We start from the raw sequence: 13,709 nt of genomic DNA, 5'->3' as shown, positions 1-13,709 counted from the left end.
GGCGCTGGCGGGCGGGGGCCGGCGGGCCGTGCCGGGCCCGGCGCGCCCGGGGCCCCGGCCGCGCCCGTCCCGGGCCCGGCTGCTCGTGCACTCCGTGGGGCGGCGGGGACCGCCGCGGGGATCCCTCGCTCTCGTCTGAGCGCACGGCCCCCCGTAGACGTCCCCCCTTTCCTTCCGGAGATTCACGATCATGAGTGCACGCAACAACCAGGCCAACAAGGCTGCCGCCCGCGAGCGTCTGCGCGCGGAGCGCGAGGCCCAGGCGAAGAAGGACCGCGCCCGCCGGCAGCTGATCGTCGGCGTCTCGGCGGTGGCGGTGCTCGCCGCGGCCGGCGGCATCGGCTACGCGGTCGTCCAGGCCAACCAGCCCAGCGCGTGGGAGACCGCCGCCGACGCGAAGACGATCACGGCCCCGAAGAACACCGAGGGCGAGAACGGCACCACGGTCGTCGTCGGCAAGGCGTCGGCGAAGAAGACCCTGGAGCTGTACGAGGACTCGCGCTGCCCGGTCTGCGCGACCTTCGAGCAGTCGGTCGGCTCCACCGTCGAGAAGGACGTCGAGGCCGGCAAGTACAAGGTCAAGTACGTCGGCGCGACCTTCATCGACAACATGGACCAGGGCGAGGGCTCGAAGAACGCCCTGTCGGCGCTGGGCGCGGCGCTCGACGTGAGCCCGGAGGCGTTCCTCGACTACAAGGCGGCGCTCTACTCCGCGAAGTGGCACCCGGAGGAGAGCGAGGACAAGTTCGCGAAGGACTCCTACCTGCTGGAGGTCGCGGACACGGTCCCGGCGCTGAAGGGCAACGCCGCCTTCAGGAAGCACGTGGAGGACGGCACCTTCGACGCCTGGGCGATGAAGATGTCTAAGACCTTCGACGCGAGCGGGGTGACCGGCACCCCGACGCTGAAGATGGACGGCAAGACGCTGACCGCCCAGGGCTCGCAGAACCCGCCGCTGACGGTCGAGGAGTTCAACGCCGCGCTCACCCCGGTCCTCGGGGGCTGACCCTTTCCCTCGTCCGCTCCCCGGCCCCGCGCGGGCCGGGGGCGACGGGCCTCCGGAGGCCGGATTCCGGGAGGACGGAGCATTCGGAGGCAAGGACTCCGGAAAACCTGGTGATCAACGGGCGAAGTCCGGGAGAACTTTCCGGATTCGACGGTCAACCTTTCGTACCCGTCAGTAATCTGACTGGCCGTGACCAGTCACCCCATATCTTCCGCCCCCACGCGGCGCACGGTCGTCAAGGCCGCCGCCGTCACCGCCGTCGCCACCCCCGCGCTGCTCGGCGCGGCCTCGCCGGCCCTCGCGGACGCCCCGGCGCCCGCCTTCCTGCACGGCGTCGCCTCCGGCGACCCGCTGCCCGACGGCGTCCTGCTCTGGACGCGCGTCACCCCCTCCCCGGAGGCCGTGCCCGGCTCCGGGCTCGGCGCGGACGTCCGCGTCGACTGGGAGGTGGCCGAGGACCGCTCCTTCGCCCGGGTCGTCGCCTCGGGTTCGGCCACCGCGTCCGCCGCCGCCGACCACACGGTCAAGGCCGACGTCCGCGGACTGCGCCCGGCCACCGCCTACTTCTTCCGCTTCACCGCCGGCGCCACGGTCTCGGCGGCGGGCCGGACCCGCACCGCCCCGGCCGCCGACGCCGCCGCGCCGGGCGTCCGCTTCGGCGTGGTGTCCTGCGCCAACTTCGAGGCCGGCCACTTCTCCGCGTACCGCCACCTGGCCGGCCGCGCCGACCTGGACGCGGTCCTGCACCTGGGCGACTACATCTACGAGTACGCGAGCGGCGTCTACCCGGAGGCCGCGGACACCGTCCGGCCGCACGAGCCGCGCCACGAGATCGTCTCGCTGGCCGATTACCGCACCCGGCACGGCCGGTACAAGACGGACCCGGACCTCCAGGCGCTGCACGCGGCCCACCCGGTGGTGGCGATCTGGGACGACCACGAGTTCGCCAACGACGCCTGGACCGGCGGCGCCGAGAACCACACGCCCGGCGCCGAGGGCGACTGGGCGGCCCGGGTCGCCGCCGCCAAGCAGGCGTACTTCGAGTGGATGCCGGTCCGCGCCTCCACCGAGGGCACGGTCTTCCGCCGGATCCGCTTCGGCCGGCTGGCCGATCTGCACCTGCTCGACCTGCGCTCGTTCCGCTCCGCCCAGGCCAAGACCGGTTCCGGCACGGTCGACGACCCGGAGCGCACGATCACCGGCCGCGCGCAGCTCGACTGGCTGAAGTCCGGCCTGGCCGGTTCGGACGCCACCTGGCAGCTGGTCGGCACCTCGGTGATGATCTCGCCGGTGGCCTTCGGCTCGCTGCCCGCGTACCTCCTGGAGCCGCTCGCCGAGCTGATGGGGCTGCCGACCGAGGGCATCGCGGTCAACGTCGACCAGTGGGACGGCTACACCGACGACCGCAGGGAGCTGCTGGCGCACCTGAGCTCCCGGGCGATCAGGAACACCGTCTTCCTGACCGGCGACATCCACATGGCGTGGGCCAACGACGTGCCGGCCAAGGCGGCCACGTACCCGCTCTCCGCCTCGGTGGCCACCGAGTTCGTAGTCACCTCGGTGACCTCGGACAACCTCGACGACATGCTGAACGTGGCTCCGGGCACCCTCTCGGTGGTGGCCGCGGGCGCGGTGAAGGCGGCCAACCGGCACGTGAAGTGGGTGGACATGGACCACCACGGGTACGGGGTCCTCGACGTGACCGCCGCGCGCTCGCAGATGGACTACTACACGGTCTCCGACAAGCGCGATCCGGCCGCGACCACGTCCTGGTCCCGCTCCTACCGGACGCTCAGCGGAACGCAGCGCGTCGAGCGGGTGTACCAGCCGGTCATCTGATCGACGTGACACCGTCGATTTTCAGCCATGATCCTTCGTGTTAACGGAAGATCACATGGCTACGGCGGGTGGTGGTCCCGAGGCCTCGAATCCGGACACACCACCCGCCTCCGGCACAGCTTCCGTTACGTCGCTGTCTCAAACTCCGGAAGCCGCCTCATTTTTTCTTCCCGATGCCCCTAATTGTCCCCCGATTGATTGGGCCTGATCACCGCTCAACGGTGTCTGACATGGACGCGTAATCTCCCCGCCGTGGCGAGGAAGTACCTCCCCACAACCCCCCGCGAGGAGTCACCTGTGCGTGCTCTTGTCCGTATATCGCCGCGTACCTCACGTCGTGTACTCGGCACCGCCGTCCTGGCCGGAACCCTGGCCCTGGCGCCGCTCTCCGCCCCGGTCGTCGCCCAGGCCACCCCGACCCTGGCCGGCGCCTCCGCCGAGGAGTGCGCCGACGACACGGCGGCCCTGTCCGGCGCCCGCAAGGAGAAGGGCGCCGACACCCACGCCCACGAGCCGAACGAGGTCTCCGCCGCCCAGGCCAAGGCCATGGACGCCGAGCTGAGCAAGAAGCTCTCGGAGCTGAAGTCGAGCGGCCGGCTCTCCGCCACGGCCGCCACGGCCGGCGCCACCATCCCGGTCTACTTCCACGTCGTCCACAGCGGCACGACCGGCAAGCTGAGCGCCACGGACATCAACAACCAGATGAACGTGCTCAACGCGGCCTTCGGCGGCCAGGGCACCGGCAACGTGAACACCGGCTTCCAGTTCTCGCTCGCCGGCACCACCTACACGGACAACGCGTCCTGGTACAACCTGGCCTCCGGCTCCACCGCCGAGAAGGCCATGAAGCAGTCCCTCCGCCAGGGCGGCGCGAACGCGCTGAACATCTACACCGCCAACCTCAGCGGCGGCCTGCTCGGCTGGGCGACCTTCCCGTCCTCGTACCAGTCCAACCCGTCCATGGACGGCGTGGTCCTGCTCGACGCCTCCCTGCCGGGCGGCTCGGCGGCCAACTACAACCAGGGCGACACCGCCACCCACGAGGTCGGCCACTGGATGGGCCTGTACCACACCTTCCAGGGCGGCTGCAACGGCAACGGCGACTACGTCGCCGACACCCCGGCCGAGAAGTCCCCGGCCTACGAGTGCCCGACCGGCCGTGACTCCTGCGCCTCCAAGACCGGTGTGGACCCGATCCACAACTTCATGGACTACACGTACGACGCGTGCATGTACCAGTTCACCACGGGTCAGGTGACCCGGATGAACGACCACTGGACCGCGTACCGCGCCTGACGGCCCGTCCGCAGCAGCTGAACGGCCCCCGGGGGGACTCCCCCGGGGGCCGTTCCCGTCAGTCCTCCTCGGCCAGCCCGTCGAGGAAGTCGAGCGCGATCGCCCAGGTCCGCTCCGCGGCCTCGGCGTCCCAGTCCGGCAGCTCCGGGTCCGTGTACACGTGCCCGGCGCCCCGGTACCGGTAGATCTCCACGTCCGCCCCGGCCTTGCGCATCTGGAGGTACCAGGCGGACAGCCAGTCGTCCGTCTCGAACGGGTCGGGCTCGGCCACGTGCAGCTGGACCGGCAGCTCGTCCACCGACGCGTTCGGCGCCAGGTCCGAGGTGCCGTGGAGCAGCAGCAGCCCGCGCGCCTTCTCGTCGCCGAGCGCCAGGGTCTGCGCCACCGAGGCCCCGAAGGAGAAGCCGGCGTAGACGAGCCCGCGCTCCGAGTAGGGGGCCGCGGCGAGCACCGCGCGCTTCAGCAGCTCGTCCGAGCCGATCTCGTCCTTCCTCGCCATGCCCTCCTCGACCGAGTCCGTGGTCCAGCCGTCGAAGAGGTCCGGCACCCACACCTGATGGCCGGCGGCCCGCAGTCGATCGGCGGCGGCCTCGACCGCCGGGCGCAACCCGTGCACCGAGTGGAAAAGCATGATGTCCATACCCGCCATCCTGCCACCCACCACGGAGAACTCCCCGGAGCCGCCGGCCGGGCTCAGCGCATCGAGCGGACGTCCAGCTGCCGCAGCACCCGGTCCACCACCTCGGGGTCGGCACCCGGCTCGCTGCGCGCGGAGAGCACGGCGTGCCGGGCGGCGGACATCAACTCCCGCTGGATCGACTGGAGCTTCCTCATCCGCTCGACCCGCTCCGTGAAGGCGGCCCGCCGCTCCTCGTCCACCATGTCCGGGCTGATCCGCGCCCCGATGTCGAAGGCGCCGCGCTGGAGCCGTTCGGCGATCTCCTCGGGCAGCTCCTCGACCTCCTCGATCTCCTTCAGGCGCCGCTTGGCGGCCTTCGCGGCCCGGACGGCCAGCTCCCGCTCGAAGGCCCGCTCGGCGTCCGCGTCGGCCTTCACCCCGAGCTTCCGCACCAACCAGGGCAGGGTGAGCCCCTGGGCGACCAGCGTCGCCATGATCACGCAGAAGGCGATGAAGACCAGCTCGTCCCGGCCGGGGAAGGGCGAGCCGTCCTCGGTGGTCCGCGGGATGGCCAGGGCCAGCGCCACCGACGCCACCCCGCGCATCCCGGACCACCACATGACGACCGTCTCCCGCCAGCTCATCGGGATCTCCTCGGCCACGTCCCTGCGGTCGTGCAGCCGCTTCGCCAGCCAGGTGGCGGGCAGCAGCCACAGCAGCCGGACCCCGACGACCACGGCGACGACCACGGCGCCCCAGCCGAGCATCTCGCCGGCCCGGCCCTCCGCGACCCCGAAGACATGGATCAGTTCGAGGCCGATGAGACCGAAGGCGATGCCGGTGACGAGCGTGTCGACGACCTCCCAGAAGGTCTGCCCGGCGAGCCGCCCCATCACGTCGTCGGCGTCGACCGCGTACTCGGCGAGGAAGAGCGCGGTGACGAGGACCGCGAGCACCCCGGAGCCGTGCAGCTCCTCGGCGACGACGTAGGAGACGAAGGGGACGAGGAGGGTGAGGCCGGTCTGCAGGGTGGCGTCGCCGAGGAAGCCCATCAGCTGGTTGGTGAGCCAGCCGAGCACCAGGCCGACGGCCACCGCGACGACGGCCGACAGGACCAGCTCGCCGAGCGCCTCCGGCCAGGAGAACTCGCCGCTCACCACGGCCGCGATGGCCACGTGGTAGAGCACGATCGCGGTGACGTCGTTGAAGAGACCCTCGCCCTCCAGGATGGACACCAGCCGCCGGGGCAGCCCGAGCGAGCCGGCCACGGCGGTCGCCGCGACCGGGTCGGGCGGGGCGACCAGGGCACCCAGTGCCAGCGCGGCGGCCAGCGGGATGCCGGGGACCAGGGCGTCCGCGACCGCGCCGACGGCGGCCGTGGTGACGAAGACCAGGGCGACCGCGAGCAGGAAGATCGGCCGCCGGTTGGCCGCGAACTGCCGCCAGGAGGTCCGCTGCACGGAGGCGTAGAGCAGCGGCGGCAGCACCAGGGGCAGGATGAACTCGGGCGGGATGTCGACGTTCGGCACGAAGGGCAGCAGGGCCAGCGCGATCCCGAGGAGCGTCATCAGGACCGGCGCGGGGAGCCCGAGCCGGTCGCCGAGAGGCACGGTGAGAACCGCCCCGAGCAGCAGCAAGAACAGCAGGGCGAGCTGGTCCACGGTGTCCCCTTGAGCAGGTCGAAGATCGAGGCCCTATCATAAAAGGGACATTCCGACCAGTCGTGAGGAGGATGTCATGCTGAAGCAGTCCATCGGGCGCCGCGCGGCAGCCCTCATGCTCGCCGTCGCGGGCGTGCTCGGCGCCGGCTCGGCCGCGCTGGCGGCACCTCACCCGCCCACCAACGGCGGAAACGGTGGAGGCCAGAGCGGCCAGTGCACCGGTCCCGCGAGCGAACGGCCGCACGGCTGCCACACCTGGAAGTAGCCGCCGCCACGAGCACGACGCCCGGGCGCGCCACGAACCGCCCCGGGAATCGCCAAGGGCCTGCCCACCCGGCCAGGCCCTCAGTCATGTCCGGGATCCGCCGGCCGGGGAAGCCGCTCCTACAGCGTGCGCCGCATCGCCCGGTGCGGGATCCCCGCGTCCGGGAACTCGCCGCCGTACGCCGCGTAGCCCAGCCGCTCGTAGAAGCCGAGGGCCCGGGTCTGGGCGTGCAGGTCGACGGCGGTCAGGCCGCGCGCGCGGGCCGCGTCCTCGATGGCCCGGACCAGCGCCGCGCCGATCCCGAGGCCGCGCGCCGCCCCGGCGACCGCGAGCCGGCCGAGCGAGCCCACGGAGGCGTCCCCGCCGGTCCTGCCGACCGCGTCGGCCCCGTGCAGCAGCCGGCCGGTGCCCAGCGGCACCCCGTCCGCCCGGACCGCGAGGACGTGCACGGCGGTGGCGTCGTACGTGTCGTACTCCAGCTCCGCCGGGACGCCCTGCTCCTCGACGAAGACCTCGCGGCGGACCGCGAAGCACGCCTCCAGATCGGCCTCGCCGACGGCCTCGCGGACCGTGTACGCCTCGCGGACCGCGTACGCCTCGCTCACCGGCTCTCCGCCTCGATGCGGTCGAGGGCGGTCTGGAGGTCGGCCGGGTAGGTGGAGGCGAACTCGACCCACTTGCCGTCGCCGGGGTGCTCGAAGCCCAGCCGGACCGCGTGCAGCCACTGGCGGGTGAGCCCGAGCCGCTTGGCCATGGTCGGGTCGGCGCCGTAGGTGAGGTCGCCGACGCAGGGGTGGCGGTGGGCCGACATGTGCACCCGGATCTGGTGGGTGCGGCCGGTCTCCAGCTTGATGTCGAGCAGCGAGGCCGCCCGGTACGCCTCGATCAGGTCGTAGTGGGTGACGGACGGCTTGCCGTCGGCGGTCACGGCCCACTTGTAGTCGTGGTTCGGGTGCCGGCCGATGGGCGCGTCGATGGTGCCGCTCAGCGGGTCCGGGTGGCCCTGGACCAGCGCGTGGTAGCGCTTGTCGACCGTGCGCTCCTTGAACTGGCGCTTGAGCGAGGTGTACGCGTACTCGGACTTGGCGACCACCATCAGGCCGGAGGTGCCGACGTCGAGGCGGTGCACGATGCCCTGGCGCTCGGCGGCGCCGGAGGTGGAGATCCGGTAGCCGGCGGCGGCGAGGCCGCCGATCACGGTGGTGCCGGTCCAGCCGGGGCTCGGGTGCGCGGCGACCCCGATCGGCTTCATGATCACCACGATGTCGTCGTCGTCGTGGACGATCTCCATGCCCTCCACGGGCTCGGCGACGATCTGCACGGACGCGGGGGCGCCCGGCATCTCGACCTCCAGCCACGCGCCGCCGCTCACCCGCTCGGACTTGCCGACGACGGCGCCGTCGACCTGGACCTTCCCCGCCGCGGCGAGCTCGGCCGCCTTCGTACGGGAGAACCCGAACATACGGGCGATGGCGGCGTCGACGCGCTCGCCCTCCAGGCCATCGGGAACGGGCAGGGTGCGGATCTCGGGACTCGTGCTCACCCGTCGAGTATGCCTTGTGCCGGGAGTGCTCGGTCCTGCGTGCTCAGTCCTTGTGGACGGTGCCGTCCGGGTCCAGCCCCCGGAAGGACAGGATGACGATCAGGATGCCGCCGCAGACGATCGCCGAGTCGGCGAGGTTGAAGACGGCGAAGTGGGCCGGGGCGATGAAGTCCACGACCGCGCCCTCGAAGGCGCCCGGCGAGCGGAACAGCCGGTCGGTGAGATTGCCCAGCGCGCCGCCGAGCAGCAGGCCCAGCGCGATCGCCCAGGGCAGGCTGTAGAGCTTGCGGGCCAGCCGGATGATCACCACGATGACGGCCGCCGCGATGCAGGTGAAGACGATGGTGAACGCCTCGCCCATGCCGAAGGCCGCGCCCGGGTTGCGGATCGCCTCGAAGCGGAGCAGGTCGCCGATGACCCTGATCGGCTCACGGCCCTCCAGCTTCTCCACCACGACGATCTTGCTGCCGAGGTCGATCAGATAGGCGAGCACGGCCACCACGAAGAGCGCGACGATCCGCCGCCTGCCCTTCGGAGCCCCCTCGGGCCGCTCCTCCGGGGCGGCCGAGTCCTCGGCCCCTGCTGAATCCGGCGTACCGATGACGCTCTCCGCCTCTGCCACGTGAGTGAGTCCCTCGTACCTCGTTGCCTGACCGTGCACCGAGGGTACGGCACAGGCGTACGAGACCGGCAGCCCGCACCACCACCGGCCTCCCGCCCACGGCTCCCGGACCGTGTCGCGCGGCCTAGCCCCGCCGCTCCTGCTTCTGCTTGTCCTCCACGCACAGGGTGGCGCGCGGGAACGCCTGCATGCGGGCCTTGCCGATGGGCTTGCCGCAGACCTCGCAGAGGCCGTACGTGCCCGCGTCGAGCCGCTCCAGGGCGTGCTCGGACTGCTCCAGCATCTCCCGCGCGTTCGCCGCCAGGGCCAGCTCGTGCTCGCGGGTGATGTTCTTGGTGCCGGTGTCGGCCTCGTCCTGGCCGGCGCCGTCCCCGGAGTCCCGCATCAGACCGGTCAGCTCCTCCTGGGAGTGCGCCAGCTCGCTGCGCAGCCGCAGCACCTCGGCCTGCAGCTCGCTGCGGGCCTCGGCGACCTCCTCCGGGGTCCACGGGTCCTCGCCGGGCCGTACCGCGAGCTCGCCGGTACGCGCCGGGGGCACGGCCGCCTCGTCCTCGGCGGTCGTGACGCCACCCGCGGTCTTCTTCGCTGCCACCGTCCTGGCTCCTGTCTGCTTCTTCGCGGCGGCCTTCCGGCCGACGGCCTTCCTCACGGACTTCTCCCCCTCCGGAGCCCCCTCGGCCCCGTCGGCGGTCTTCCCCGCACCGCTCCCGGCCTTCCCGGCCGCCGTCTTCCTCGCGGCCGTCCTCTTCGCCGGGGCATTCTCGGTGACGGCGTCGGCGACCGCCTCGGCGGCGGCCGTCTTCGCCTTCTTCGCGGCCGTCTTCCGCGCGACGGCCTTCTTCGCCGCCGCCTTCTTCACGGCCGGGGCGGGCGCGCCGTCCGCCGGCTCGTCCGCGGACGTCCGCTTCGCCGCCCGGCCGGCCGGGGCCGCCGTCCGCCGCTTGCCGGCCGCGCCCTCCGGGGCCCCGGGGTCGCCCGGGGAACCGGCGGACCCGGGGTCCCCGGCGGCGGCCGGGGACTGCTTCGCGGCGGTCTTCTTCGCCACCATGTCGCGGCCCCTTCACATTTTGTGATCTTGCTCGCGCATCGTGCTGGGACGATAAATCGGCCCAAGGCGCGCGGCAACGGGGCACGCCGCCCATTCCGCCCGCCCCGCCGCCCTCGGCACGCACCCGTGGGAACAGGTGCCCAACTCCCCGCCGGGTTATCCGCCCGGCCGCTCCCCCGCACGGCCCCCGGGAACCCGGACCGCCCCATGTGCCCATTCGGGTCACCGGCAATCCGGTCGGCCCGGTGCCCCCGCGCCCCGTACACTGGCCTCAGCGAGAGGCGTCGATGGGGACCAGTAGCGTCGTACGCGAGCCATGAGCGACCCGGGGACGGTGAGAGCCCGGGGGCGAGCCCGATGCGAAGCATCACCCCGGAGCTGCCGGAAGAAAGCCGCGTGGACACGCACCACGAAGCGCGGTGACTAGACCCGGTGTCGCGACCCCAATGAGGGGGCTTCGGACGGTCACGCCCGGGGCCAAGGAGGGTGGTACCGCGGGAGCACGGCTCTCGTCCCTCCGACGGAAGCAGGAAATGTCCGTCCGGAGGAGAGTCCGCCGCATGACCACGCCGCAGTACCGCCAGGTGCCCGCCCAGGTCGACCTGTCCGCGCTCGAGCACGCCGTGCTCGACTTCTGGCAGGAGAACAAGGTCTTCGCCAAGACCCTGGAGCAGTCCGAGGGCCGCCCCGAGTGGGTCTTCTACGAGGGCCCGCCGACCGCCAACGGCATGCCCGGCGCCCACCACATCGAGGCCCGCGTCTTCAAGGACGTCTTCCCCCGCTTCCGCACCATGCGCGGCTACCACGTGGCCCGCAAGGCCGGCTGGGACTGCCACGGCCTCCCGGTGGAGCTCGCCGTCGAGAAGGAGCTCGGCTTCTCCGGCAAGAAGGACATCGAGGAGTACGGCATCGCGGAGTTCAACGCGAAGTGCCGCGAGTCGGTGACCCGCCACACCGACGCCTTCGCCGAGCTCACGACCCGCATGGGCTACTGGGTCGACCTCGACGACGCCTACCGCACCATGGACCCCTCGTACATCGAGTCGGTCTGGTGGTCGCTCAAGCAGATCTTCGACAAGGGCCTGCTCGTCCAGGACCACCGCGTCGCCCCCTGGTGCCCCCGCTGCGGCACCGGCCTCTCCGACCACGAGCTCGCCCAGGGCTACGAGACGGTCGTCGACCCCTCGGTCTTCGTCCGCTTCCCGCTGACCTCCGGCCCGCTCGCCGGCAAGGCCGCGCTCCTCGTCTGGACGACCACCCCGTGGACCCTGGTCTCCAACACGGCCGTCGCCGCCCACCCCGAGGTCACCTACGTCGTCGCCACCGACGGCGACGAGCGCCTGGTCGTCGCCGAGCCGCTGCTCGACAAGGCCCTCGGCGAGGGCTGGGTCACCACCGGCGAGTCCTTCACCGGCGCCGAGATGGAGCGCTGGACCTACCAGCGCCCCTTCGAGCTGATCCCCTTCGACGCCCCGGCCCACTACGTGGTCAACGCCGAGTACGTCACCACCGAGGACGGCACCGGTCTCGTCCACCAGTCCCCCGCCTTCGGCGAGGACGACCTCAAGGTCTGCAAGGCGTACGGCCTGCCGGTCGTGAACCCGGTCCGCCCCGACGGCACCTTCGAGGAGGAGGTCCCGCTGGTCGGCGGCGTCTTCTTCAAGAAGGCCGACGAGGCGCTCACCGCCGACCTCGACGCGCGGGGCCTGCTCTACAAGCACGTGCCGTACGAGCACAGCTACCCGCACTGCTGGCGCTGTCACACGGCCCTGCTCTACTACGCGCAGCCGTCCTGGTACATCCGCACGACGGCCGTCAAGGACCGTCTCCTGGAGGAGAACGAGAACACCAACTGGTTCCCGGACTCCGTCAAGCACGGCCGCTTCGGCGACTGGCTCACCAACAACATCGACTGGGCGCTCTCCCGCAACCGCTACTGGGGCACCCCGCTGCCGATCTGGCGCTGCGAGGAGGGCCACCTCACCTGCGTCGGCTCCCGCGCCGAGCTGACCGAGCTGACCGGCACCGACCAGTCCGCGCTCGACCCGCACCGCCCCTACATCGACGACGTCACCTTCGCGTGCCCGGCCGAGGGCTGCTCCCTCGAAGCCGTCCGCGTCCCCGAGGTCATCGACGCCTGGTACGACTCGGGCTCCATGCCGTTCGCGCAGTACGGCTACCCGTACCAGAACAAGGAGCTGTTCGAGAGCCGCTACCCGGCCCAGTTCATCTCCGAGGCCATCGACCAGACCCGCGGCTGGTTCTACACGCTGATGGCCGTCGGCACCCTGGTCTTCGACAAGTCCTCGTACGAGAACGTGGTCTGCCTCGGCCACATCCTCGCCGAGGACGGCCGCAAGATGTCCAAGCACCTCGGCAACATCCTCCAGCCGATCCCGCTGATGGACCAGCACGGCGCCGACGCCGTCCGCTGGTTCATGGCGGCCGGCGGCTCCCCCTGGGCGGCCCGCCGCGTCGGCCACGGCACCATCCAGGAGGTCGTCCGCAAGACCCTCCTGACGTACTGGAACACGGTCGCCTTCCAGGCCCTGTACGCCCGTACGTCCGGCTGGGCGCCGTCCGCCGCCGACCCGGCCCCGGCCGACCGGTCCGTCCTCGACAAGTGGCTGCTCTCCGAGCTGAACACGCTCGTCGCCGAGGCCACCGAGGCGATGGAGGCGTACGACACCCAGCGCACCGGCAAGCTCCTCTCCGCCTTCGTCGACGACCTCTCCAACTGGTACGTGCGCCGCTCCCGCCGCCGCTTCTGGCAGGGCGACAAGGGGGCCCTGCGGACCCTGCACGAGGTCGTCGAGACGGTCACCCGCCTGATGGCCCCGCTCACCCCCTTCATCACGGAGCGGGTCTGGCAGGACCTCGTCGTCCCGGTGACGCCGGACGCCCCCGAGTCGGTCCACCTCGCGACCTGGCCGGAGGCCGACGCGGCCCTCATCGACCCCACGCTCTCCGAGCAGATGCTGCTCGTCCGCCGACTGGTCGAGCTGGGCCGCGCCACCCGCGCCGAGTCCGGCGTGAAGACCCGCCAGCCGCTGTCCCGCGCGCTGGTGGCGGCGAACGGCTTCGCGGCCCTGTCGCCCGAGCTCCAGGCCCAGATCACGGAGGAGCTGAACGTCTCCTCCCTCGCCTCCCTCTCCGAGGTCGGCGGCAGCCTGGTCGACACCACCGCCAAGGCGAACTTCCGCGCCCTCGGCAAGCGCTTCGGCAAGGGCGTCCAGGACGTCGCCAAGGCCGTGGCCGCGGCCGACGCGGCGGCCCTCGCGCTGGCCCTCCGCTCCGGCGAGGCGCCGCTGGAGGTGAACGGCGAGACGATCACCGTCACGCCCGAGGAGATCATCATCACGGAGACCCCGCGCGAGGGCTGGTCGGTCGCCTCCGACTCCGGCGCGACGGTCGCGCTGGACCTGGAGATCACGCCCGAGCTGCGCCGCGCCGGCCTGGCCCGTGACGCGATCCGCCTCATCCAGGAGGCCCGCAAGAACAGCGGCCTCGACGTCGCCGACCGCATCGCGCTGCGCTGGACGACGACCTCCCCCGAGACGGCGGAGGCCCTCACGGCCCACGCCTCCCTCATCGCGGAAGAGGTCCTGTCCACGGACTACGCGGAGGGCGCGCCCTCCGACGGCTACGGCCCCGCCTTCGAGGACGCCCCGCTCGCCCTCACCTTCCACCTGCGCAAGGCCTGACCTCACACGAAGGGCCCCGCACTCCCTCGGGAGTGCGGGGCCCTTCCGCATGCCGCGGGGCCGTGAGCCGGGCCCGGGTACGGCGAAGGGCCAGGGGCTGGAGTGA

General features: G+C 72.0%; 11 protein-coding genes. 5 read left to right on the top strand and 6 right to left on the bottom strand.

The features are described from left to right. Positions 1 to 190 precede the first annotated feature (190 nt). The 3 genes from ACFW1I_RS25690 to ACFW1I_RS25680 all read left to right on the top strand — a co-directional run bounded on the left by ACFW1I_RS25690 (position 191) and on the right by ACFW1I_RS25680 (position 4,141). The gene (locus ACFW1I_RS25690) at positions 191 to 1,006 is read left to right on the top strand and encodes a DsbA family protein (RefSeq protein ID WP_384674149.1); all 816 of its coding nucleotides are present in this window, start codon (positions 191 to 193) and stop codon (positions 1,004 to 1,006) included. Between the two features lie 189 nt (positions 1,007 to 1,195). Then, positions 1,196 to 2,845: an alkaline phosphatase D family protein gene (locus tag ACFW1I_RS25685; protein ID WP_384674146.1), complete on the top strand. Its 1,650-nt coding sequence runs from the start codon at positions 1,196 to 1,198 to the stop codon at positions 2,843 to 2,845. A 297-nt stretch (positions 2,846 to 3,142) separates the two neighbouring features. Continuing rightward, positions 3,143 to 4,141 carry a zinc metalloprotease gene (locus tag ACFW1I_RS25680; protein WP_384674144.1) on the top strand — a complete coding sequence of 333 codons (999 nt, stop codon included), beginning with the start codon at positions 3,143 to 3,145 and terminating at the stop codon, positions 4,139 to 4,141. A gap of 58 nt (positions 4,142 to 4,199) precedes the next feature. On the opposite strand, the gene ACFW1I_RS25675 is transcribed toward ACFW1I_RS25680, so the two are convergent. Both ACFW1I_RS25675 and ACFW1I_RS25670 read right to left on the bottom strand, forming a co-directional pair. Further along, positions 4,200 to 4,781, bottom strand: coding sequence for a dienelactone hydrolase family protein (locus ACFW1I_RS25675; protein WP_384674142.1), 582 nt, complete (start codon positions 4,779 to 4,781; stop codon positions 4,200 to 4,202). A 53-nt stretch (positions 4,782 to 4,834) separates the two neighbouring features. Continuing rightward, entirely contained in the window at positions 4,835 to 6,421 is a 1,587-nt protein-coding gene (locus ACFW1I_RS25670) for a Na+/H+ antiporter (protein WP_384674139.1), read from the bottom strand. A 76-nt stretch (positions 6,422 to 6,497) separates the two neighbouring features. On the opposite strand from ACFW1I_RS25670, the gene ACFW1I_RS25665 reads away from it, so the two are divergent. Further along, positions 6,498 to 6,686, top strand: a complete 189-nt coding sequence (locus ACFW1I_RS25665) for a hypothetical protein (RefSeq protein ID WP_384674137.1) — start codon at positions 6,498 to 6,500, stop codon at positions 6,684 to 6,686. A 119-nt stretch (positions 6,687 to 6,805) separates the two neighbouring features. On the opposite strand, the gene ACFW1I_RS25660 is transcribed toward ACFW1I_RS25665, so the two are convergent. The 4 genes from ACFW1I_RS25660 to ACFW1I_RS25645 form a co-directional block, all read right to left on the bottom strand. Continuing rightward, the gene (locus ACFW1I_RS25660; RefSeq protein ID WP_384674135.1) at positions 6,806 to 7,291 is read right to left on the bottom strand and encodes a GNAT family N-acetyltransferase; all 486 of its coding nucleotides are present in this window, start codon (positions 7,289 to 7,291) and stop codon (positions 6,806 to 6,808) included. After that, entirely contained in the window at positions 7,288 to 8,229 is a 942-nt protein-coding gene (locus ACFW1I_RS25655) for an RluA family pseudouridine synthase (protein ID WP_384674132.1), read from the bottom strand. Before ACFW1I_RS25655 ends, ACFW1I_RS25660 begins: the two co-directional genes overlap by 4 nt. 43 nt (positions 8,230 to 8,272) lie before the next feature. Beyond that, on the bottom strand, positions 8,273 to 8,851 hold the full coding sequence (gene lspA / locus ACFW1I_RS25650) for a signal peptidase II (RefSeq protein WP_384674129.1): 579 nt from the start codon (positions 8,849 to 8,851) through the stop codon (positions 8,273 to 8,275). A gap of 124 nt (positions 8,852 to 8,975) precedes the next feature. Next, positions 8,976 to 9,899, bottom strand: a complete 924-nt coding sequence (locus ACFW1I_RS25645; RefSeq protein ID WP_384674126.1) for a TraR/DksA family transcriptional regulator — start codon at positions 9,897 to 9,899, stop codon at positions 8,976 to 8,978. A 560-nt stretch (positions 9,900 to 10,459) separates the two neighbouring features. Here ACFW1I_RS25645 and ileS point away from each other — a divergent pair. Continuing rightward, complete coding sequence (gene ileS, locus ACFW1I_RS25640) at positions 10,460 to 13,603, top strand: isoleucine--tRNA ligase (RefSeq protein WP_384674123.1); 3,144 nt, start codon at positions 10,460 to 10,462, stop codon at positions 13,601 to 13,603. Positions 13,604 to 13,709 lie beyond the last annotated feature (106 nt).

The sequence above is a fragment of the Streptomyces sp. NPDC058955 genome (genome assembly GCF_042741435.1).
Classification (GTDB): Bacteria; Actinomycetota; Actinomycetes; order Streptomycetales; family Streptomycetaceae; genus Streptomyces.
The sequence above is the reverse complement of the archived record's forward strand: the minus strand, read 5'-3'. Positions and strand labels throughout refer to the sequence as shown.